Origin of the sequence: Kitasatospora sp. NPDC058063 (genome assembly GCF_042885395.1) — a bacterium.
Taxonomy (GTDB): domain Bacteria; phylum Actinomycetota; class Actinomycetes; order Streptomycetales; family Streptomycetaceae; genus Kitasatospora; species Kitasatospora lactacystinica.
Genome location: NZ_JBHVSD010000003.1, coordinates 361,333 through 386,645 on the forward strand (window position 1 = coordinate 361,333; position 25,313 = coordinate 386,645).

Sequence of the window (25,313 nt, forward strand, 5' to 3'; positions counted from 1 at the left end):
GCCGGACCTTCAAGGACCTCGGCTTCGACTCGCTGACCGCCGTCGAGCTGGGCAAGCGCCTGGCGGCGGGCACCGGCACCGCGGTGCCCGCCACCGCCGTGTTCGACCACCCGACCATCGGCGAGATGACCCGCTACCTGGTCGGCGGGCTCGACTCCGGCCCGGCCGCGACGGCCACCGCCGCCACCGACGAGCCGATCGCGATCATCGGCATGAGCTGCCGCTTCCCCGGCGGCGTCGAGGGCCCCGAGGACCTCTGGCGGCTGGTCGCGGCCGGCGGGGACGCGATCGTCGGCTTCCCGACCGACCGCGGCTGGGACGTCGAGGGCCTCTACGACCCGGACCCCGACCGGCAGGGGCACACCTATGTCCGCTCCGGCGGCTTCCTCTCCGGCGCGGGCGAGTTCGACGCCGGCCTGTTCGGGATCTCCCCGCGCGAGGCCCTGGCGATGGACCCGCAGCAGCGGCTGCTGCTGGAGGCCGCCTGGGAGGCCTTCGAGGACGCCGGCATCGACGCCACCGCCGTACGCGGCAGCCAGGGCGGCGTCTTCGTCGGCATGACCTCCTCCGGCTACGGGCAGGGCGCGGAGCTGCCGGACGGCGTCGAGGGCCACGTGCTGACCGGCACCACGACCAGCGTCGCCTCCGGCCGGCTCGCGTACACCTTCGGCCTGGAGGGCCCCGCCATCACGGTGGACACCGCCTGCTCCTCCTCGCTGGTCGCCCTGCACATGGCGGCCGGGGCACTGCGCTCCGGCGAGTGCGGCATCGCCCTCGCGGGCGGCGTGACGGTGATGGTGTCGCCCGACTCCTTCATCGAGTTCAGCCGGCAGCGCGGCCTCGCCGTCGACGGCCGCTGCAAGCCGTTCTCGGCGGCGGCGGACGGCACCAGCTGGGCCGAGGGCGTGGGCATGCTGCTGGTCGAGCGGCTCTCCGACGCGCGCCGCAACGGGCACCGGGTGCTCGCCGTGCTGCGCGGCAGCGCGGTCAACCAGGACGGCGCCTCCAACGGCCTCACCGCGCCCAACGGCCCCGCCCAGCAGCGGGTGATCCGCCAGGCGCTCGCCAACGCCGGACTGACGGCCGCCGACGTCGACGCCGTCGAGGCGCACGGCACCGGCACCCGGCTCGGCGACCCGATCGAGGCCCAGGCCCTGCTGGCCACCTACGGCCAGGACCGGCCGGCCGACCGGCCGCTGCTGCTCGGCTCGGTGAAGTCCAACATCGGCCACACCCAGGCCGCCGCCGGCGTCGCCGGGGTGATCAAGACGGTCATGGCGATGCGCCACGGCGAGCTGCCCGGCCTGCTCCACCTGGACGCGCCCTCACCGCACGTGGACTGGTCGGCCGGCGCGATCGAGCTGCCGACCGCCACGCGGGCCTGGCCCGAGAACGGCCGACCGCTGCGGGCCGGCGTCTCCTCCTTCGGCGTCAGCGGCACCAACGCCCACGTCATCCTGGAGAGCGCCCCCGTCGAGGAGACGGCGGCCCGCGGCCCGGCGGCACCCGCCACCGGGGCGCCGCTGCCGTGGCTGCTGTCCGCCGCCGACCCCACCGCGCTCGCCGCCCAGGCCGAGCGGCTGCACGGCTTCGCCGACGCGGGGACGGGCACCGACCCGGACCCGGCCGACATCGCCCTGGCACTGGCCACCGGCCGCACCGGCCTGGCGCACCGCGCCGTCGTCCTGGCCGCCGACCGTACCGGCCTGCTCGCCGGCCTCGGCGCGCTGGCCACCGGCGCCGAGGCGCCCGGCGTGCTGCGCGGCGAGAGCGCCGACGGCCGCTCGGCGTTCCTGTTCTCCGGCCAGGGCTCCCAGCGCCCCGGCATGGGCCGCGCCCTCTACACCGCCTTCCCGGTGTTCGCCGACGCCCTGGACGCCGTCTGCGCCCGGCTCGACACCGAGCTGGACCACCCGCTGCGCGCGGTGATGTTCGCCGAGGCGGACACCCCCGAGGCGGCCCTGCTGGACCGGACCGTCCACACCCAGGCCGCGCTGTTCGCCTTCGAGGTGGCGCTGTTCCGGCTGCTGGAGGACTGGGGCGTGCGCCCCGACTTCCTGCTCGGCCACTCCATCGGCGAGATCGCCGCCGCCCACGTCGCGGGCGTGCTCTCACTGGACGACGCCTGCACCCTGGTCGCCGCGCGCGGCCGGCTGATGCAGGCGCTGCCCGCCGGCGGCGCGATGCTGGCCGTCGAGATCGACGAGGCCGGGGCCGCCGAGGCGCTCGCCACCCACGACGGGGTCGACGTCGCCGCCGTCAACGGCCCGCGGGCGATCGTGGTCTCCGGACCGCAGGACGCGATCGCCGACCTGGCCGGGCACTGGCGCGCCGAGGGCCGCCGGACCAGCCGGCTGCGGGTCTCGCACGCCTTCCACTCGGCGCTGATGGAGCCGATGCTCGCCGAGTTCCGCGCCGTCGCCGAGGGCCTCGCCTACCACCCGCCGCGCCTGCCGGTGGTCTCCAACCTCACCGGCACCGCCGCCGGCGCCGAGGAGATCTGCACCCCCGACTACTGGGTGCGGCACGTCCGCGGGGCCGTCCGCTTCGCCGACGGCGTGCGCTGGCTCGCCGGCCAGGGCGCGACCCGCTTCCTGGAGCTCGGCCCGGAGGCGGTGCTCACCGCCATGGCGCGCCTCACCCTGGACGCCACCGGCCGCGACGACGCCGCACTGGTGCCCGCCTCCCGGGGCGAGCGGCCCGAGGCCGAGACCCTGCTGGCCGCCGTCGCCACCGCCTGGACCCGGGGCGCCGCGGTGGACTGGTCCGCCGTCCTCGCCGACCGCGGCGCCCGCCGGATCACCCTGCCCCCGTACGCCTTCCAGCGCCGGCCCTACTGGCTGCGCCCCGGCCGGTCCGGCGCCGACGTGACCGGCGCCGGCCTGCTGCGGACCGAGCACCCGCTGCTGACCGCCGCCGTGCCGCTCGCCGACGGCGAGGGCGCGCTGCTCACCGGCCGGCTGTCGCTCGCCGCCCAGCCCTGGCTGGCCGACCACGCCGTGCGCGGCACGGCGATCCTGCCCGGCACCGGCTTCGTGGAACTGGCGCTGCGGGCCGGCCGGGAGGTCGGCTGCACCGCGCTGCGCGAGCTGATGGTCGAGGCCCCGCTGGCCGTCCCCGCCACCGGCGGCGTCCGCATCCAGGTGCGGGTCGGCGACCCGGACGCGGCCGGCGACCGTCCGGTGGCCGTCCACGCCCAGCCCGACGGCGCGGCCGGCTGGACCCGGCACGCCTCCGGCGCCCTGGCCGCCGGGACGGACGCCGAACCGTACGACCTCTCCGCCTGGCCGCCGGCCGACGCCGAGCCGGTGGAACTGGACGGCTACTACGAGCGGCTGACCGAGGCCGGCTACGGCTACGGGCCGGTCTTCCGCGGGCTGCGCCGGGCCTGGCGGGCCGAGGGCGCCGTCTACGCGGAGATCGCCCTCCCGGCGGGCGCCGCCGAGGAGGCCGCCGGCTACGGCGTCCACCCGGCGCTGCTCGACGCGGCCATGCACGCCACCACCGTCGGCGGGTTCCTCGACGACGCCGGCGCGACGCCGCTGCCGTTCGCGTGGTCCGGGGTGACCCTGCACGCCACCGGCGCCTCCGTGGCCCGGGTCCGGCTCGCCCCCGCGGGCCGGGACGCGATCTCGATCCGGGTCGCCGACGCCACCGGCGCACCGGTGGCCGACGTCCGCTCGCTGACCCTGCGGGCGGCGCCCACCGGTCAGCCGGACGGCCGCCGCGCCGAGGCCGGCGACGCGCTGTTCGCGGTCGAGTGGAGCGCCCTGCCGACCGGCGCCGCCGCCGAGGAGTGCCCGGTGGCGGAGCTGTCCGCCGTCGAGGCCGGCCACGCCCGCGCGGCCCTGGTGCTGCACCGGGTCGAGGCGACCGGCGCGGACGACGCCGCCCGGGCCCGCACCGCCACCGCCGGGGCGCTCGACGCCGCCCGGCGCTGGCTGGCCGGCGACCGGGACGAGGCCGACCGCCTGGTGGTCGTCACCCGCGGTGCCGCGGCCGTCCACCCGGGCGAGGAGCCCGCCGACCCGGCGGGCGCCGCGGTGTGGGGCCTGCTGCGCTCGGCCCAGTCCGAGCACCCGGACCGCGTCCTGCTGCTCGACGACGACGGCTCGGCCGACTGGGCGCAGGTCCGCCGGGCGGTGGAGCTGGGGGAGAACCAGCTCGCCGCGCGCGGCGGCGCCCTGTACGCGCCCCGGCTGGTGCGCGTGCCCGCCTCCGCCGCGCTGACCGTCCCCGAGGACGCCGCCGCCTGGACCCTCGACCCCACCGAGCCCGGCATCCTGACCAGCCTGCGGCTGCTGCCCGCCGACACCGCCGAGCGGCCGCTCGGCCCCGGCGAGGTGCGGATCGGCGTCCGCGCGGCCGGCGTGAACTTCCGCGACGTGCTGCTCGCGCTCGGCATGTACCCCGAGCGCGCCGAGCTGGGCTCCGAGGGCGCCGGCGTCGTCCTGGAGGTCGGCGCCGAGGTCACCGACCTCGCCCCCGGCGAGCGGGTCTTCGGCCTGTTCCCCGGCGGCTTCGGCCCCGTCGCCGTCGCCGACCGTCGCCGGCTCGCCCGGATCCCGGCCGGCTGGACCTTCACCGAGGCCGCCTCGATGCCGGTCGTCTTCGTGACCGCCTACTACGGGCTGGTGGACGTGGCCGCGGCCCGGCCCGGCGAGTCGGTGCTGGTGCACGCGGCGGCCGGCGGTGTCGGCATGGCCGCCGTCCAACTGGCCCGCCACCTGGGCCTGGAGGTGTACGGCACCGCGAACCCCGGCAAGTGGGACGCGCTGCGCGCCGCCGGTCTGGACGACGCCCGCATCGCCTCCTCCCGCGACCTCGCCTTCGAGGAGTCCTTCCGGGCTGCCACCGGCGGACGCGGCGTGGACGTGGTGCTCAACTCGCTGGCCGGCGAGTTCACGGACGCCTCGCTGCGGCTGCTCGCCGAGGGCGGGCGCTTCGCCGACATGGGCAAGGCCGACCCGCGCGACGCCGAGAGCGTCGCCGCCGACCACCCCGGCGTGCGCTACCGCGCCTTCGACCCCTCCGAGGCCGGCCCGCAGCGGATGGGCGAGATCCTCACCGAGGTGCTCGGCCTGTTCGAGTCCGGTGCGCTGCGGCTGCTGCCGATCACCGCGTGGGACGTCCGCGAGGCGCCCGCCGTGTTCCGGCACATCAGCCAGGCCAAGCACGTCGGCAAGAACGTGGTCACCGTCCCGGCGCCGCTCGACCCCGAGGGCACCGTCCTGATCACCGGCGGCACCGGCACCCTGGGCGGGCTGCTGGCCCGCCACCTGGTCGCCGAGCACGGCGTGCGGCACCTGCTGCTGCTCAGCCGGCGCGGCGCCGACAGCCCGGGCGCGGCCGAACTCGTCGCCGAACTGCGGGAACTGGGCGCCGAGGCCACCGTCGCGGCCTGCGACGCCGCCGACCGCGAGGCGCTGGCCGCGGTGCTCGCCGCGATCCCCGCCGAACACCCGCTCACCGGCGTCATCCACACCGCCGGCGTGGTCGACGACGGCGTGGTCACCGCCCTCACCGCCGAACAGCTCGCCACCGTCCTGCGCCCCAAGGCGGACGCCGCGCTCCACCTCCACGAGCTGACCGCCGACCGCGACCTCGCGATGTTCGTGCTGTTCTCCTCCGTCGCCGCCGTGCTCGGCCCGCCCGGGCAGGGCAACTACGCCGCCGCGAACGGCTTCCTGGACGCCCTCGCCGCCCAGCGGCGGGCCCGCGGCCTGGCCGGCGTCTCGCTGGCCTGGGGCCTGTGGGCCGAGTCCAGCGGCATCACCGGCCACCTCACCGGCGCCGACCTGGCCCGGGCGGCCAGGGTCGGCGCCCCGCTGACCACCGCGCAGGGCATGGCCCTGTTCGACGTCGCCCGCACCGTGCCCCGCGCGCACCTGGTCACCTCCAACCTCGACGTGACCGCGCTGCGCAACGACCCGGCGGGACCGCCGCCGGTGCTCCGCTCGCTGGCCGGCGCCGCGCTGCGCCGGGCCAGCGACGCCCCGACCGCCGCGAGCCTCACCCAGCGGCTCGCCGGGGTGCGGCCGGACGGCCGGCTCCCGCTGCTGGTCGACCTGGTCCGGGAGCAGACCGCCCTGGTGCTCGGCCACGCCTCCCCGGACGCCGTCGCGGCCGGCCGCGCCTTCAAGGAGGCCGGCTTCGACTCGCTGACCTCGGTGGAACTGCGCAACCGGATGCAGGCCGCCACCGGCCTGCGGCTGCCCGCCACCCTGGTCTTCGACCACCCGAGCCCGGCCGCGCTCGCCGAGTACCTGCTCGGCGAACTGCTCGGCGGCCGTGACCTGCCCGCGCCCGTCCTGGCCGCCGCGACGGCCACCGACCAGGACCCGGTCGTGATCGTCGGGATGAGCTGCCGCCTGCCCGGCGGCGCCGACAGCCCGGAGCGGCTGTGGCGGCTGCTCGCCGAGGGCGGCGACGGCATGACCGACTTCCCCGCCGACCGCGGCTGGGAGGCCGAGGTCGCGGACGCGCCGTACGCGCTGCGCGGCGGCTTCCTCGCGGACGCCACCGGCTTCGACGCCACCCTGTTCGGGATCTCCCCGCGCGAGGCGCTGGCGATGGACCCGCAGCAGCGGCTCTCGCTGGAGGCCGCCTGGGAGGCCTTCGAGGACGCCGGCATCGACCCGACCGCGGTGCGCGGCGAGCAGGTGGGCGTCTTCCTCGGCGCCGGCACCTCGTACTACGGGATCGGCACCGACCTGTCCACCACCGCCGAGGGGCACGTCCTCGCCGGCACCTCGAACAGCGTGATCTCCGGCCGGGTGTCGTACACCTTCGGCCTGGAGGGCCCCGCCCTCACGGTGGACACCGCCTGCTCCTCCTCGCTGGTGGCCCTGCACCTCGCGGCCCAGGCGCTGCGCGGCGGCGAGTGCGCGATGGCGCTGGCCGGCGGTGTCACGGTGCTGGCCGGACCGGAGATCTTCGCCGAGTTCAGCCGGCAGGGCGGCGTCGCCGCGGACGGCCGCTGCAAGCCGTTCTCCGCCGAGGCGGACGGCACCGGCTGGTCCGAGGGCGTCGGCGTGCTGGTGCTGGAGCGGCTCTCCGACGCGCGCCGCAACGGCCACCGGGTGCTCGCCGTGGTGCGCGGCAGCGCGATCAACCAGGACGGCGCCTCCAACGGCCTCACCGCCCCCAACGGGCCCTCGCAGGAGCGGGTGATCCGCCAGGCGCTGGCCAACGCGGGGCTGACCGTCTCGGACGTGGACGCCGTCGAGGCGCACGGCACCGGCACCCGGCTCGGCGACCCGATCGAGGCCCAGGCGCTGCTGGCCACCTACGGCCGGGACCGCGACGGCGAGCCGCTCTGGCTCGGCTCGATCAAGTCCAACATCGGCCACACCCAGGCCGCGGCCGGCGTCGCCGGGGTGATCAAGATGGTGCAGGCGATGCGGCACGGGACGCTCCCGGCCACCCTGCACGTCGCCGCGCCGAGCGGTCACGTGGACTGGGCGGCGGGCGCCGTGGAACTGCTGGCCGAGGCGCGCCCCTGGCCGGCCGTGGACCGGCCGCGCCGCGCGGGCGTGTCCTCCTTCGGCATGAGCGGCACCAACGCCCACGTCATCCTGGAGGCCGCCCCGGTCGTCACCGAGACCGCCGCGGCCCCGGAGACCGGCTCCGGAGTCCTCCCGTGGTTCCTGTCGGCCCGCACCCGGGCCGGACTGGCGGCGCAGGCCGCGCGGCTGCGCGAGTTCGCGGCCGGACACGGCGAGCTCACCCCGGCGGAGATCGGCCGGTCCCTGCTGTCCCGGGCCGACCTGGAGCACCGCGCGGTGCTGCTCGGCGCCGACCGGACCGACCTGCTGGACGGGCTGGCGGCACTCGCCGAGGGCACGGCCCGGGCCGGGGTGGTCACCGGCGTCGCGGAGGAGCGCGACGGCCGTTCGGTGGCCTTCGTCTTCCCGGGCCAGGGCTCGCAGTGGGTCGGCATGGCGCGGGAACTCGCCGACTGGTCACCGGTGTTCGCGGCCAGGTTGGCCGAGTGCGAGGCGGCGCTGGCGCCGTACACCGACTGGTCGCTGACCGAGGTGCTGCGTTCGGGCGCGGACCTGTCCCGGGTGGACGTGGTCCAGCCGGTGCTGTGGGCGGTGATGGTGTCGCTGGCCGAGGTGTGGCGGGCGCACGGTGTGGAGCCCTCGGCGGTGATCGGCCACTCGCAGGGTGAGATCGCCGCCGCGGTGGTGGCCGGTGCGCTGTCCGTCGAGGACGGCGCCAAGGTGGTGGCGCTGCGCAGCCGGGCGCTGATCGAACTGGCCGGTGACGGCGGCATGGTGTCGCTGGCGGTCGGCCAGGAGGCTGCCGAGGAGCTGATCGCCGGCTTCGGCGGCCGGATCTCGGTGGCCGCGTTCAACGGCCCGTCCTCGACGGTGGTGTCGGGCGAGCCCGGCGCGCTGGACGAGCTGATGGTGCTCTGTGAGGAGAGCGGGGTGCGGGCCCGCCGCATTCCCGTCGACTACGCCTCGCACTCCGCCCAGGTGGAGCGGGTGCGGGAACGGGTCCTGGCGGAGCTGGCCGGGATCAGCCCGACCACGTCCGTGGTGCCGCTCTACTCGACGCTGACCGGTGAGCCGATCGACACCGCGCGGATGGACGCCGGGTACTGGTACGACAACCTGCGTTCCACTGTCCTGTTCGAGCAGGCCACCCGGGCCCTGCTGGCCGACGGCCGCTCGGTGTTCGTCGAGTGCAGCCCCCACCCCGTGGTCTCGGTCGCCCTCCAGGAGACCGCCGAGGACGCCGGCACCGCGCTCACCGCGGTCGGCACCCTGCGGCGCGACGACGGCGGCGCCGAGCGCTTCCTGACCGTCCTCGCCGAACTCTGGACGGCCGGCGTGCCGGTGGACGCCACCGGGGTGCTGCCGCCCGCCCGCCGCGTCGCCCTGCCCGGCTACGCCTTCCAGCGCGAGTACTACTGGCCCAAGCCCCTCGCGGCGCACGACGCCGCCGCCGTCGGCCAGGTGACGGCCGGCCACCCGCTGCTGCGGGCCGCCGTCCCGCTCGCCCACGACGGCGTCGTCCTGACCGGACGGCTGTCCACGACCGGTCACCCGTGGCTGGCCGACCACACCGTGCTCGGCCGCACCCTGGTGCCCGGCGCGGCCTTCGTGGAGATGGCCCTGCGGGCCGGCGAACAGGCCGGCAGCGCCCTGCTGCGGGAACTGGTGCTCCAGGCCCCGCTGGTGCTGACCGCGGCCGACGCGGTGGCCGTCCAGGTCGCCGTCGGCCCGGCGGACGGCGCGGGCGACCGCACCGTGGAGGTCTCCTCCCGGGCCGCCGCCGACGCGCCGTGGACCTGCCACGCCACCGGTCTGCTCGGCGCGCACGCGCCCGCCGCCGGCTTCGACCACGCCCAGTGGCCGCCCCACGGCGCCCGGCCCGTCGACCTGGCCGGTTTCTACCAGGCGCTCACCGAGGCCGGCTACGGCTACGGCCCCGCCTTCCAGGGCCTGCGCGCCGCCTGGCGCGACGGCAGCACCGTCTACGCCGAGGTCGCCCTGCCCCAGGACGTCCAGGCCGACGGCTACGGCGTGCACCCCGCACTGCTGGACGCCGCCCTGCACGCGGACGCCCTCGACGCCGAGGCCGGAACCAGGCTGCCCTTCGCCTGGACCGGCGTCTCGCTCCAGGCCGTCGGCGCCACCACGCTGCGGGTCGCCCTGACCCGCGGCCCCGGCGGAACCACCGTGCGGGCCGCCGACCCCACCGGCGCACCCGTGTTCGCCGTCGACGCGCTGGCCGCCCGGGAGGTCACCCCCGAGGCCCTGGACGGCAGCGCCGCGCGCGGCGTCCACGACGCCCTGTTCGCCCTGGACTGGGTGCCCGCGACCGACCCGACCGCGACCCCCGACACCACCGGCTGGGCGGTGCTCGGCGCCGAGGACGCCGGACTGCCGCGGGCCGTCCGCCACCCGGACCTCGCCGCACTGACCGCGGCCCTCGACGCGGGCGCGCCCACCCCGGCCGTCGTCGTCCTGCCGGTCCCGTCCGGCGACGACGCACGGGCCGTGCTGGCCACCACCTCCGCCGTCCTCGGCCTGCTGCGCGACTGGCTCGCCGAGGAGCGGCTCGGCACCTCCCGGCTGGTGCTGCTCACCCGCGGCGCCGTCGGCACGGGCGCCGACCTCGCGGGCGCCGCCGTGCACGGCCTGGTCGCCTCGGCCCAGGCCGAGCACCCCGGCAGCTTCGTCCTGGTCGACCGCGACCCGGCCGGGGACGGCGGCCCCTGGCCGTCCGCCGTGGACACCGAGCCCCGCACCGCGCTGCGCGACGGCGCCGTGCTGCTCCCGCGCCTGGTCCGCACCCCGGCCGCGGACACGCCCGCGCTGCCCGGGTCGGTACTGATCACCGGCGGCACCGGAACACTGGGCGGCCTGGTCGCCCGGCACCTGGCCGCCCGGCACGGGGTGCGCCGGCTGGTGCTGCTCGGCCGGCGGGGCGCCGACGCCCCCGGCGCGGCCGAACTGGTCGACGAGCTGCGGGCACTGGGCGCCGAGGCGACGGTCGTCGCCTGCGACGCCGCCGACCGCGACGCGCTCGCCGCCGTGCTGGCCGAACACCCGGTCACGGGCATCGTCCACGCGGCCGGCGTGATCGACGACGGCACCGTCGGCTCGTACGACGACGCCCGGCTGGCCGGGGTGCTGCGGCCCAAGGTGGACGCGGCGCTCAACCTGCACGAGCTGACCGCCGACCGCGACCTCGGCCTGTTCGTCCTGTTCTCCTCCGCCGCCGGCACCTTCGGCCCGGAGGGCCAGGCCGCCTACGCGGCGGCGAACGCGGCCCTGGACGCGCTGGCCGCCCGCCGCGCCGCCGCGGGCCTCGCGGCGGTCTCGCTCGGCTGGGGCCTGTGGGCCGGCGCCAGCGGGATGACCGGCCACCTCTCCACCGAGCAGGTCGCCCGGGCCTCCCGCACCGCGGAGTCGCTCGGCGACGCCGACGGACTCGCCCTGTTCGACGCGGCCGTCGGCTCCGCCCGCCCGCACCTGCTGCCGATCCGGCTGCGCTCGGCCGTCGGCCCGGACGGCGAGGTGCCGCCGCTGCTGCGCGCACTGGTCCGCCCGGCCCCGCGGCGCGCCGCCGCCGCCGAGACCGCCACCGGCTCGCTCGCGCACCGGCTGACCGGGCTCACCGAGGCCGAGCAGACCCGGACGGTCGGGGAACTGCTCGCCGCCGAGGTCGCCGCCGTCCTCGGCCACGCCAGCGCGGCCGCCGTCGAGCCCGGCCGGGCCTTCAAGGACCTCGGCTTCGACTCGCTGCTCGCGGTCCGGCTGCGCAACCGGCTCCAGGAGGTCACCGGGCTGCGGCTGCCCGCCACCCTGGTGTTCGACCACCCGACCCCGGCCGTGCTGGCCGAGTTCGTCCGCGCCGAGCTGCTCGGCCGGCGCCCGGCCGCCCCGGCCGCCACCGGGCCCTCCGCCACGGTCGCCGCCCCCGACGAGCCGATCGCGATCGTCGGCATGAGTTGCCGCTACCCCGGCGGCGTCACCGACCCGGACCGGCTGTGGGAGCTGCTGGCCTCCGGCGGGGACGGCATCACCGCCTTCCCGACCGACCGCGGCTGGGACGTCGGCGCCGTGTACGCCGGCGAGAGCGCGGGCGCCGCGACCGTCTTCGAGGGCGGCTTCCTGCACGACGCCGCCCGGTTCGACGCCGGCCTGTTCGGGATCTCCCCGCGCGAGGCGCTGGCGATGGACCCGCAGCAGCGGCTGCTGCTGGAGGCCTCCTGGGAGGCCTTCGAGAGCGCCGGCCTGGACCCGACCGCGCTGCGCGGCAGCCGGACCGGCGTCTACGCCGGACTGATGTACCACGACTACGCGACCGGCGGCGGAGCCGTCCCGGACGAGGTCCAGGGCTTCCTCGGCACCGGCAACGCGGGCAGCGTCGCCTCCGGCCGGGTCTCCTACACCTTCGGTCTGGAGGGCCCGGCGGTCACCGTGGACACCGCCTGCTCCTCCTCCCTGGTCGCCATGCACCAGGCGGCCCAGGCGCTGCGCTCCGGAGACTGCGACCTGGCGCTGGCCGGCGGTGTCACCGTGCTCGCCACGCCCTCGGTGTTCACCGAGTTCAGCCGCCAGGGCGGGCTGGCGGCCGACGGGCGCTGCAAGGCCTTCTCGGCCGCGGCCGACGGCAGCGGCTGGTCGGAGGGCGTGGGCCTGCTGGTGCTGGAGCGGCTCTCCGACGCCCGCCGCAACGGGCACCGGGTGCTCGCGGTGGTGCGGGGCACCGCCGTCAACCAGGACGGTGCGTCGAACGGTCTGACGGCGCCGAACGGCCCGTCGCAGGAGCGGGTGATCCGGCAGGCACTGGCCAACGCCGGGCTGTCGGCCGCCGAGGTGGACGCGGTGGAGGCGCACGGCACGGGCACCAAGCTGGGCGACCCGATCGAGGCCCAGGCACTGCTGGCGACGTACGGTCAGGACCGGTTCGCGGACCGGCCGCTCTGGCTGGGCTCGATCAAGTCGAACATCGGGCACACCCAGGCCGCGGCCGGTGTGGCGGGTGTGATCAAGATGGTGCTGGCGATGCGGCACGGCGTGCTGCCGGCGACCCTGCACGTGGACGCGCCGTCCCCGCACGTGGACTGGACGGCCGGTGCGGTGGAGCTGCTCACCGAGGCCCGGCCGTGGCCCGAGGCGGAGCGGCCGCGTCGCGCGGGTGTCTCCTCCTTCGGGATCAGCGGCACCAACGCCCATGTGATCCTCGAATCCGTGCCCGAGACGCGGCCTTCGAAGCCCGCCGTTCCGGGCGCGGGCCCGGTGCCGTGGCTGCTGTCGGGCCGGACGCCGGCGGCGCTGGGTGCGCAGGCGGAGCGGTTGCGGGAGTTCGTGCTGGGGCGTCCGGAGCTCGGGGTGGCGGACGTGGGGTCCGCGCTGCTGTCGCGGGCGGGTCTGGAGCACCGTGCGGTGGTGCTGGGTGCGGAGCGGGAGGCGCTGCTGGACGGCCTCGCGGTGCTCGGCGGCGAGGGTGTGGTCCGGGGTCGGGTGGTTCCGGGTGACGTGGTGTTCGTGTTCCCGGGTCAGGGTTCGCAGTGGGTGGGCATGGCGTGGGAGCTCGCCGAGGCCTCACCGGTGTTCGCGGCCAGGTTGGCGCAGTGTGAGGCGGCGTTGGCGCCGTTCACGGACTGGTCGCTGACCGAGGTGCTGCGCGAGGGTGCGGAGCTGGACCGGGTGGACGTGGTCCAGCCGGTGCTGTGGGCGGTGATGGTGTCGCTGGCCGAGGTGTGGCGGGCGCACGGTGTGGAGCCCTCGGCGGTGATCGGCCACTCGCAGGGTGAGATCGCCGCGGCGGTGGTCGCGGGTGCGCTGTCCGTCGAGGACGGCGCGAAGGTGGTGGCGCTGCGCAGCCGGGCGATCGTCGAACTGGCCGGTGGTGGCGGGATGGTGTCCGTCGCGGCGGGCAGCGCGGTGGTCGAGGAGCTGATCGGCTCGTTCGAGGGCCGGATCTCGGTGGCGGCGTACAACGGGCCGTCCTCGACGGTGGTCTCGGGCGAACCGGACGCGCTGGACGCGCTGATGGCGCTCTGCGAGGAGCGGGACGTACGGGCCCGCCGCATTCCCGTGGACTACGCCTCGCACTCCGCCCAGGTCGACCGGCTGCGCGGGCGCATCCTGGCGGAGCTGGCCGAGGTCGCCCCGGTGACCTCCACCGTGCCGCTCTACTCGACGCTGACCGGCACCCCGATCGACACCGCCCGGATGGACGCCGGGTACTGGTTCGACAACCTGCGCTCCCCGGTGCGCTTCGAGGAGGCGACGCGGGCGCTGCTGGCCGGTGGCCGGTCGGTGTTCGTGGAGTGCAGCCCCCACCCGGTGCTGACGGTCGGCGTGCAGGAGACCGCCGACGCGGTCGAGGCCGAGGCGGCCGTGCTGGGCACGCTGCGGCGCGGCCGGGGCGGCCCCGAGCAGGTGCTGCTGGCGCTGGCGGAGGCCTGGACCGCGGGTGCGCCCGTCGACTTCGCCTCGCTGCTGCCCGCCGGTCGCCCGGTCGAGCTGCCGACCTACGCCTTCCAGCGCGAGCACTACTGGCTGGAGGCGGCCGCCGTGGCGGCCGAGGGCGACCCGACCGAGGCCCGGTTCTGGGACGCCGTCGAGCGCGGGGACCTGGCCGAGCTCTCGGAGTCCCTGGAGCTGGACGAGGACGGCGCGCTGCGCTCGCTGCTGCCGGTGCTGTCCTCGTGGCGGCAGCGGCGCCGGGTGGATTCGGTGGTGGACTCCTGGCGGTACCGGGTGTCGTGGAAGCCGTTGGCCGGTTCGGCGGAGGGGCGGCTGTCGGGTCGTTGGCTGCTGGTGACGGGTGCTGGTGCTGGTACGTCGGTGGAGGGCGTGGAGAGCGCGCTGCTGGCCGCCGGTGCGGAGGTCGTTCCGCTGGCCGTCGACGGCGCCGGTCGGGAGGAACTGGCCGCGCAGATCAGCGAGTTGAACGCCGATAGCGAGTTCGCGGGAGTGGTCTCACTGCTCGCCGTCGAGGAGCCGCAGGACGAGGACACCCCGGTGTCGACCGGGGTGCCGGCCACCCTGGCGCTGTTGCGGGCGCTCGGTGACGCGGGCGTGCGGGCGAAGCTGTGGTCCCTGACGTCCGGTGCGGTGTCGATCGGCCGGGCGGACCGGTTGGTGAGTCCGTGGCAGGCGCAGGTGTGGGGTCTGGGCCGGGTGGCGGCGCTGGAACTGCCGGATGTGTGGGGCGGGTTGGTCGATCTTCCGTCGGTGGTGGACGAGCGGGCCGGTCGTCGGCTGGTGGCGGTGCTGGGTGGCGACGAGGACCAGGTGGCGGTGCGCCCCTCGGGCGTCTACGGCCGCAGGTTCGTCCGGGTCGTTCAGCCCGTCGGTCGGGTCGACGGGTGGACGCCGTCCGGGACGGTGTTGGTGACCGGTGGTCTGGGGGCGCTGGGTGCGTCGGTGGCTCGTTGGCTGGCCGGGCGTGGTGTGCCGCATCTGGTGCTGACCGGTCGTCGGGGCATCGAGACGCCCGGCGCGGGCGAGCTGGTGGCCGAACTGACGGCCCTGGGTGCCCGGGTGACGGTCGCTGCCTGTGATGTCGCGGACCATGAAGCGGTGGCGGCGCTGCTGGCGGGGATCCCCGCCGAGCTGCCGCTGAGCGGTGTGGTGCACACCGCGGGTGTGGTGGACGACGGCATGCTGGACGCGCAGTCGGCGGAGCGTTTCGAGACGGTCTTCGCGGGCAAGGTCGGCGGGCTGCTGCACCTGGACGAGTTGACCGCCGGGCTGGAGCTGGACCTGTTCGTGGTGTTCTCCTCGCTGGCGGGGACGCTGGGAAGTGCCGGGCAGGGCAACTACGCGGCGGCGAACGCCTTCCTGGACGCCTGGATCCAGCGGCGCCGCGACCGCGGTCTCCCCGGACTCTCGATCGCCTGGGGAGCCTGGGCGCAGGACGGCCTCGCCACCGGCGAGGTCGTCGTCGAGCGGCTGCGGCGCGGCGGCGTGCTGCCGATGGACCCGGAACTCGCGATACAGGCCCTGGCCAGGGCCGTCGACCACGACGAGACCGAGGTGAGCGTCGCCGACATCGACTGGCCGCAGTTCCTCGGCGGCTTCACCGGCTCCCGTCCGAGCACCCTGCTCGCGGACCTGCCGGAAGCCGCGGCGCGGCCCGCGCCCGCCGGGGCGGAGGCCCCCGTGCCGATGGGCTCCGAGCTGGCCTCGGCGCCGGCCGGCCGGCGCCGTCAGCTGCTGCTCGACCTCGTCCGGGCCCAGGCCGCGTCCGTGCTCGGCCACGCCTCGGTCGACGCGGTGGCGCCCGCCCGGGCCTTCCGGGAGCTGGGCTTCGACTCGCTGACCGCCGTCGAACTGCGCAACCGGCTCGGCGCCGAGACCGCGCTGCGGCTGCCGACGACGCTCGTGTTCGACCACCCGACGCCCACCCGGCTCGCCGATCACCTGCTCGGCCTGATGCTCGGTGACCGGGCCGTGCTGACCGAGGCGATGGCGCCCGCACCGGCCGGGACCGACGAGCCGATCGTGATCGTCGGCATGAGCTGCCGCTTCCCCGGCGACGTCGGCACGCCCGCCGAACTGTGGCAGCTGCTGACCGACGGCGCGGACGGCGTCGGCCCGTTCCCGACCGACCGCGGCTGGGACCTCGACCGCGACGCCGGGACGTACGCGCCCGAGGGCGGCTTCCTCCAGCACGCGACCGACTTCGACGCGAGCCTGTTCGGCATCTCGCCGCGCGAGGCCCTCGCGATGGACCCCCAGCAGCGGCTGCTGCTGGAGGCCTCCTGGGAGGCCTTCGAATCGGCGGGCACCGACCCGCTGTCCGTCCACGGCGCCCCCGTCGGCGTCTTCGTCGGCACCAACGGCCAGGACTACGGCACCCTGCTCGCCGCCTCCGACGAGGAGGTCGAGGGGCACGTGCTCACCGGCAACGCCGCGTCGGTGCTCTCCGGCCGGGTCGCGTACGCCTTCGGCCTCGAAGGACCGGCGCTGACCGTGGACACGGCCTGCTCCGCCTCCCTGGTCGCCCTGCACCTCGCGGCGCAGGCGCTGCGCCGCGGCGAGTGCGAACTGGCCCTGGCCGGCGGTGTCACCGTGATGTCCACCAACACCGCCTTCGCCGAGTTCGCCCGGCAGGGCGGCCTGGCCTCGGACGGCCGCTGCAAGGCCTTCTCGGCCGAGGCGGACGGCACCGGCTGGTCGGAGGGCGTCGGCGTACTGGTGCTGGAGCGGCTGTCGGACGCGCGCCGCAACGGGCACGAGGTGCTGGCGGTGGTCCGGGGCAGCGCGGTCAACCAGGACGGCGCGTCGAACGGCCTCACCGCCCCGAACGGTCCCTCGCAGGAGCGGGTGATCCGGCAGGCGCTGGCGAGCGCCGGGCTGTCGGCCGCCGACGTGGACGCCGTCGAGGCGCACGGCACCGGCACCAGGCTCGGCGACCCGATCGAGGCCCAGGCGCTGCTGGCCACGTACGGCCAGGAGCGGGCCGGTGAGCCGCTCTGGCTCGGCGCGATCAAGTCCAACATCGGCCACACCCAGGCCGCGGCCGGTGTGGCGGGTGTGATCAAGATGGTGCAGGCGCTGCGCCACGGGGTGCTGCCGGCCACCCTGCACGCGGAGCAGCGGACCTCCGAGGTCGACTGGTCGGCGGGCGCGGTGGAACTGCTCACCGAGTCCCGCCCGTGGCCCGAGCTGGACCGGCCGCGCCGGGCCGGTGTCTCCTCCTTCGGCATCAGCGGCACCAACGCCCACATCATCCTGGAGTCCGCGCCCGCGGTGGCGGCCGAGGAGCCGGTGGCCGTCGAGGGTGTGCTGCCGTGGCCGGTGTCGGGGCGGACCGCCCCCGCACTGGCGGCGCAGGCCGGGCGGCTGGCCGGATTCCTCGCGGCCGCACCGGAGTTCGCACCGGCGGAGGTGGCCGCAGGGCTGCTCTCCCGGGCCGCGCTGGACCACCGCGCGGTGGTGTTCGGCGGCGACCGGGACGAGCTGCGCTCCGGTGTCGCCGCGCTGGCGGCGGGCGAGCCCTCGGCCCGGGTGGTCTCGGGCGTCACGGCGCAGGGGGGTACGGCCTTCCTGTTCACCGGTCAGGGCGCGCAGCGGGCCGGGATGGGGGCCGGGCTGTACGCGCGGTTCCCGGTGTTCGCGGCGGCCTTCGACGCGGTCTGCGCGGAGTTCGACCTGCTGCTGGACCGGCCGGTGAAGGACGTGGTGTTCGACGGGGCGGCGGATCTGGACCGTACGGTGTGGACGCAGGCCGGGCTGTTCGCGGTCGAGGTCGCCTCGTACCGGTTGCTCGAATCCTGGGGCGTGACGGCCGACTTCCTGCTCGGCCACTCGATCGGCGAGATCGCCGCCGCCCATGCGGCGGGCGTGTTCTCGCTCGCCGACGCGTGCACCCTGGTGGCGGCGCGCGGCCGGCTGATGGACGCGCTGCCCGAGGGCGGGGCGATGCTGGCGGTGCAGGCCACCGAGGCCGAGGTCCGCGACGCGATCGGCGACCGCCTGGACGTCGCGGCCGTCAACGGCCCGACCTCGCTGGTGGTCTCCGGCCCGGCGGAGGCCGTCGAGGAGCTCGCCGAGCGCTGGCGGGCCGAGGGCCGCAAGACCAGCCGGCTGACGGTCTCGCACGCCTTCCACTCGGCCCTGATGGAGCCGATGCTCGAAGAATTCGCCGCCGTGCTGGCGGAGTTGACCTACTCGGAGCCGCAGCTGCCGATCGTCTCCGACCTGACCGGCGAACTCGCCGGGCCCGGACTGATGTCCACCCCCGAGTACTGGGTGCGGCAGGTCCGTGAGGCCGTCCGCTTCGCCGACGGCGTCGAGGCGCTGCACGGCCGGGGCGTCACCCGCTTCGTGGAGCTCGGCCCGGACGGCGTGCTGACCGCGCTGGCCGGCCGGATGCTCCCCGACGCGGTCTGCGCGCCGCTGCTGCGCAAGGACCGGGACGACCACGACACGGCCCTGCGGGCGCTCGCCACGCTGTGGACGGCCGGGGCGGAGATCGACTGGTCCGGGCTGCTGCCCGCCGGCCGCCGGACCGAGCTGCCGACCTACGCCTTCCAGCGGGAGCGCTACTGGCCGAAGGCCGCGCCCGGAACGGCCGTCGTGGCCGACCCGGACGAGGCGCGCTTCTGGCAGGCCGTGGAGCGCCAGGACCTCGGCGAACTCGCCGCGGCCCTGGACATCGACCGGGCGCCCGAGGAACTGGGCTCCGTCCTGCCGGTGCTGTCCTCGTGGCGGCAGCGGCGCCGGGTGGATTCGGTGGTGGACTCCTGGCGGTACCGGGTGACGTGGAAGCCGTTGGCCGGTTCGGTGGAGGGGCGGCTGTCGGGCCGTTGGCTGCTGGTGACTGGTGCGGGTGCGGGTGCGGGTGCGGGTGCGTCGGTGGAGGGCGTGGAGAGCGCGCTGCTGGCCGCCGGTGCGGAGGTCGTTCCGCTGGCCGTCGACGGCGCCGGCCGGGGGGAACTGGCCGACCGGATCCGCGAGTCGGCCGCCGGGGGCGGGCTGGCGGGCGTGGTCTCGCTGCTCGCTGCCGACGCCGAGTCGCACGCCGAGCCGTACACCGGGGGCTCGCTGCTCCCGGCCGGGGTGGCCGGCACGCTGACCCTGTTGCACGCCCTCGCCGACTCCGGCGTGCGCGCCAAGTTGTGGTCCCTGACATCCGGTGCGGTGTCGATCGGCCGGGCGGACCGGTTGGTGAGTCCGTGGCAGGCGCAGGTGTGGGGTCTGGGCCGGGTGGCGGCGCTGGAACTGCCGGATGTGTGGGGCGGGTTGGTCGACCTTCCGCCGGTGGTGGACGAGCGGGCCGGTCGTCGGCTGGTGGCGGTGCTGGGTGGCGACGAGGACCAGGTGGCGGTGCGCTCCTCGGGTGCGTACGGTCGCAGGTTCGTCCGGGCCGTTCAGCCCGTCGGCCGGGTCGACGGGTGGACGCCGTCCGGGACGGTGCTGGTGACCGGTGGTCTGGGGGCGCTGGGTGCGTCGGTGGCTCGTTGGCTGGCCGGGCGTGGTGTGCCGCATCTGGTGCTGACCGGTCGTCGGGGCATCGAGACGCCGGGTGCGGGCGAGTTGGTGGCGGAACTGGCGGGCCTGGGTGCCCGGGTGACGGTGGTGGCTTGTGATGTGGCGGACCGTGACGCGGTGGTGTCCCTGCTGGCGGGGGTTCCGGCTGAGCTGCCGCTGAGCGGTGTGGTGCACACCGCGGGTGTGGTGGACGACGGGATGCTGGACGCGCAGTCGGCGGAGCGTTTCGAGACGGTCTTCGCGGGCAAGGTCGGCGGACTGCTGCACCTGGACGAGTTGACGGCCGGGCTGGAGCTGGACCTGTTCGTGGTGTTCTCCTCGCTGGCGGGCACTCTGGGCAGTGCCGGGCAGGGCAACTACGCGGCGGCGAACGCCTTCCTGGACGCCTGGATCCAGCGGCGCCGCGACCGCGGTCTCCCCGGACTCTCGATCGCCTGGGGCGCCTGGGCGGAGCAGGGCATGGCCACCGAGGACGTGGTGGCCGACCGGGTCCGGCGCGCCGGACTGACACCGATGGACGCACGGCTGGCGATGGAGGCGATGGCCAGGGCCGTCGACCACGGCGAGGACCTCGTGGCGATCGCCGACGTCGACTGGGCGCGGATGCTGCCCGCCTTCGCCGGGGCCAGGACCAGCCCGCTGCTGGCCGAGCTGCCCGAAGCGGCCCGGACCGACCGGGCCGAGCGGGCCGACGACGCCGGGGCGGAAGCGACCGGGGCGCAGGGGCTCGCGGAGCTGCCCCCCGCCCAGCGCGACCGGGCGCTGCTGGACCTGATCCGCAGCTGCGCGGCCGCGGTGCTGGGGCACGCGTCGAGCGCGAGCGTCGAACCGGGCCGGGCCTTCCGCGACATCGGCTTCGACTCGCTGACCGCGGTGGCCTTCCGCAACCTGATCGGTGCCCGCACCGGCCTCCGGCTGCCGGCCACCCTGGTCTTCGACCACCCGACGCCGATCGCCCTGGGCGAGTTCCTGTTCGCCGAGCTGTACGGCTCGGCCGACCCGGTGCCGACGCCGGACACCGCGTCCGTCGCCGCCGAGGACGAGCCGATCGCGATCGTCGGCATGGCCTGCCGGTTCCCGGGCGGCGCCCGGACGCCGGAGGCCCTGTGGGCGCTGCTCTCCGGCAACGGGGACGCGATGACCGGCTTCCCCGTCGACCGCGGGTGGGACCTCGCCGACCGGTCGGGCTCGTACGCGGCCGTCGGCGGCTTCCTCGACGGCGTCGCGGAGTTCGACGCCACGCTGTTCGGCATTTCGCCGCGCGAGGCGCTGGCGATGGACCCCCAGCAGCGCCTGCTGCTGGAGACGGTCTGGGAGACCTTCGAGTCCGCCGGAATGGACCCGCGGTCCGCGCGGGGCCGGTCCGTGGGCGTCTTCGCGGGCACCAACGGCCAGGACTACCCGACGCTGCTCGCCGCCGCCGAGGACAAGGTCGAGGGGCACGTCGCCACCGGCAACGCGGCGGCGGTGCTCTCCGGCCGGGTGGCGTACGCCTTCGGTCTCGAAGGGCCGGCGCTGACCGTGGACACGGCCTGCTCCGCCTCCCTGGTCGCCCTGCACCTCGCGGCGCAGGCGCTGCGCCGCGGCGAGTGCGAACTGGCGCTGGCCGGCGGTGTCACCGTGATGTCCACGCCGGGCGTGTTCAGCGAGTTCGACCGCCAGGGCGGCCTGGCCGCCGACGGCCGCTGCAAGGCCTTCGCGGCGGACGCGGACGGTACGGGCTGGGGCGAGGGCGTCGGCGTCCTGCTGGTCGAGCGGCTCTCGGACGCGCGCCGCAACGGGCACCGGGTGCTGGCTGTGGTGCGGGGCAGCGCGGTCAACCAGGACGGCGCCTCCAACGGCCTGACCGCCCCGAACGGCCCTGCTCAGCAGCGGGTGATCCGCCAGGCACTCGCCAACGCCGGACTGACGGCCGCGGACGTGGACGCCGTCGAGGCGCACGGCACCGGCACCAGGCTCGGCGACCCGATCGAGGCGCAGGCGCTGCTGGCCACGTACGGCCGGGAGCGTGCGGGCGAACCGCTCTGGCTCGGCTCGATCAAGTCCAACATCGGCCACACCCAGGCCGCGGCCGGTGTGGCGGGTGTGATCAAGATGGTGCAGGCGCTGCGGCACGGCGTGCTGCCGGCCACCCTGCACGTCGGTGAGCCGTCGCCCCAGGTCGACTGGTCGGCGGGCGCGGTGGAACTGCTCACCGAGTCCCGCCCGTGGCCCGAGCTGGACCGGCCGCGCCGGGCCGGTGTCTCCTCCTTCGGCATCAGCGGCACCAACGCCCACATCATCCTGGAGTCCGCCCCGGCGGACCCGGTGGAGTCGGCGGAAGCGGCGGAAGCGGTGGAGCCCCCGACCGCCGTGCCGGCGGGCGGTCTGCCGTGGCTGCTCTCCGGGCAGAGCGCCGAATCGCTGCGGGCCCAGGCACAGCGGCTCACCGCGCACCTGGACGCCGAACCCGGCCACGACCCGGTGGACGCGGCCTGGTCGCTGGCGACCGGACGGGCCGGGCTGGCGCACCGCGCCGTCGTGCTCGGCGCCGACCGGGACGCGCTGCGCTCCGGCGCCGGGGCCCTCGCCTCGGCGGCCTTCTCGGCGGACGTGGTGACCGGCACTGTGCGGGAGGGCCGCCTGGCCTTCCTGTTCACCGGCCAGGGCGCCCAGCGCGCGGGCATGGGCCGGGAGTTGTACGACGCGCAGCCGGTGTTCGCGGCGGCCTTCGACGCGGTCTGCGCGGAGTTCGATCTGCTGCTGGACCGGCGGGTGAAGGACGTGGTGTTCGAGGGCGTCGAGGATCTGGACCGTACGGTGTGGGCGCAGGCCGGGCTGTTCGCGGTCGAGGTGGCGTCCTTCCGACTGCTCGAATCCTGGGGTGTGGCACCGGAGTTCCTGCTCGGGCACTCGATCGGTGAGATCGCGGCCGCCCATGCGGCGGGCGTGTTCTCGCTGGCGGACGCGTGCGCCCTGGTGGCGGCGCGGGGCCGGCTGATGCAGGCGCTGCCGAGCGGCGGGGCGATGCTGGCGGTGCAGGCCACCGAGGCCGAGGTCCGCGACGCGATCGGCGACCGCCTGGACGTCGCGGCCGTCAACGGCCCGACCTCGCTGGTGGTTTCCGGTCCGATCGAGGTGGTCGAGGAGTTCGCGGCGCGTTGGAAGGCCGAGGGCCGCAAGACCAGCCGGCTGACCGTCTCGCACGCCTTCCACTCGGCCCTGATGGAGCCGATGCTCGCCGAATTTGCGGCCGTCCTCGCGGAGTTGACCTTCGCCGAGCCGCGGATCCCGGTCGTCTCCAACCTGACCGGCGGGATCGCCGAACCCGGTCTCCTCACCACCCCCGAGTACTGGCTGCGCCAGGTCCGCGAGGCCGTCCGCTTCGCCGACGGCGTCGAGGCCCTGCACCGTGAGGGCGTGACCCGCTTCGTGGAGCTCGGCCCCGACGGCGTGCTCTGCGCGATGGCCCAGCAGTCCGTCGCCAAGGCCGTGTTCGCCCCCGTGATGCGGCGCGACCGGAACGAGGCCGGGACGGCGCTGCACGCGCTGGCCCGGCTCTGGACGGCCGGCGCCGAGGTGGACTGGCCGGCGGTCCTGCCGCGCGGCCGGCGGGTCGACCTGCCGACGTACGCCTTCCACCACGAGCGGTTCTGGCCGACCCCGGCGCCCGCGCCGCTGCCGTCCGGGGACGCCGTGGAGTCCCGGTTCTGGGAGGCCGTCGAGCGCGAGGACCTGGCCGAACTGGCGGGCACGCTGCGCCTCGGCGAGCGGTCCGAGGTGCTCGGCGAGATCCTGCCCGCGCTCTCCTCCTGGCGCCGGCTGCGCCGCCGGGACTCGATGCTCGACAGCTGGCGCTACGAGGTCACCTGGAAGCCGGTCCCGGCGCCGGTCGCCGAGCCCGAACTGGACGGGAGCTGGCTGGTGCTGGTCCTCGACGGGACCGACCGGGACCCGGCCGAGGGCGTGCGCACGGCGATCCGCTCCGCCGGGGCGCTCACCGTCGACCTCGTACTGGACCCGGCGGACCTCGACCGGGCCGCTCTGGCGGCCCGCCTCCTGGCCGCGGTCGAGGGCGTGCCCGACGTGGCCGGCGCGGTGCTGCTGGCCGCCGCCCACGACGGCCCGGACGCCGACCGCGCCGTGTCGCCGGCCGTGGCCGCCACCCTGGTGACAGTGCAGGCGCTCGGCGACGCCAACCTGAAGACGCCGCTGTGGACGCTCACCCGCGGCGCCGTCCGGACCGGCCCCGGCGACCTGCTCGCCGACCCGGCGCAGGCGCAGGTGTGGGGCCTCGGCCGGGCCGCCGCGCTGGAGCACCCGCAGCGCTGGGGCGGCCTGGTCGACCTGCCGGAGACCGTGGACGCCGCGGCCGGCCGGACCCTGGCCGGCGTGCTGGGCGGCGCACCGGGCGAGGACCAGGTCGCGCTTCGCGGCGCGGGCCAGGCCCTCGTGCGGCGCCTCGTCCGGGTCGACGCCACCGACGGTGCGGCGGAGCCCTCGTGGGCGCCGTCCGGCCCGGGCACGGTGCTGGTCACCGGCGGAACCGGCGCGCTGGGCGCGGTGGTCGCCCGCTGGCTCGCCGAGTCCGGCGTCACCCGGCTGCTGCTGACCGGCCGCCGCGGCCCGGAGGCGCCCGGCGCCGCCGAACTCGTCGCGGAACTCACCGAACTGGGCGCCGAGGCGACCGTCGCGGCCTGCGACGCCGCCGACCGCGACGCGCTGGCGGCGGTGCTGGCGCAGGTCCCGTCCGACGCCCCGCTGATCGGCGTGGTGCACGCGGCCGGGGTCCTGGACGACGGCACGCTCGACGCCCTCACCCCGGAGCGGTTCGCCACCGTCCTGGCGGCGAAGGCGTCCGGACTGGTGCACCTGGACGAACTCACCGGTGACCTGGACTTCTTCGTGGCGTTCTCCTCGCTGGCCGGCACCATCGGCAGCGCCGGACAGGGCAACTACGCCGCGGCGAACGCCTTCCTGGACGCCTGGATGGAGCACCGGCACGACCGGGGCCTGCCCGGTGTGTCGGTGGCCTGGGGCCCGTGGGCGCAGGACGGCATGGCCACCGGTCAGGTCGTGACGGACCGGCTGCGCCGCAGCGGGGTCCCGGCGATGGACCCGCGTTCGGCGGTCCGGGCCCTGGCCCGGGCGATCGGTGGGGACCGGCCGAACCTGGTGGTCGCGGACATCGACTGGCCCACCTTCGCGCCCCGGTTCGCCGGGACGCGGCCGAACCCGCTGATGCGCGACCTGGCGGAGTTCGCGGCGCTGGTCCCGTCGGTGGCCGAGACGGTCGTGCTCGACGGCTCCGCCGGGCTGCGCCGGGAACTGGCGGCGCTGCCCGCCCCGCAGCGGCAGCGGATGCTGCTCGACCTGGTCCGCGCCCGCGCCGCCGCGGTCCTCGGCCGCGACAGCGCCGAGGCCGTCGCACCGGACCAGGCGTTCCGCTCGATCGGGTTCGACTCGCTGATCGCGGTGGAGTTCCGCAACCTGCTGCACCACGAGACCGGTCTCAACCTGCCGGCCACGCTGGTGTTCGACCACCCGACGCCCACCGCGCTCGGCGCCCACCTCGGCAGCCTGCTGCTGCCCGAGGAGGCCGACCGGACGGTCGACCTGGTGGCGGACCTGGACCGGCTGGAGGCCAGGCTGCTGCGGCTCGACGCCGACGAGCGGGAACGGGCGGACGTCGCCGCCCGGCTCCAGGGCCTGCTGGCCCGCCTGGCGGGCACGGGCGAGACGCAATCGGACGACGCGCTGGACGACGCCAGCGCCGATGAGGTCCTCGACCTCATCCGGAAGGAATTCGGGGGCCCGGCTTGATCGTCGTCGAGGCACCGTTCGTGAAGGGGA

At 76.5% G+C, this 25,313-nt stretch carries 1 protein-coding gene (running past one end of the window); it reads left to right on the top strand.

Going from position 1 to position 25,313, the window contains the following annotated elements:
* Positions 1 to 25,283, top strand: the 3' portion of a protein-coding gene (locus ACFVUY_RS07845; protein ID WP_387728118.1) for a type I polyketide synthase. Its footprint begins 12,475 nt before the window's first position; the window shows 25,283 of its 37,758 coding nt (coding positions 12,476-37,758); the start codon falls outside the window, past its left edge; its stop codon occupies positions 25,281 to 25,283.
* Positions 25,284 to 25,313: the final 30 nt, after the last annotated feature.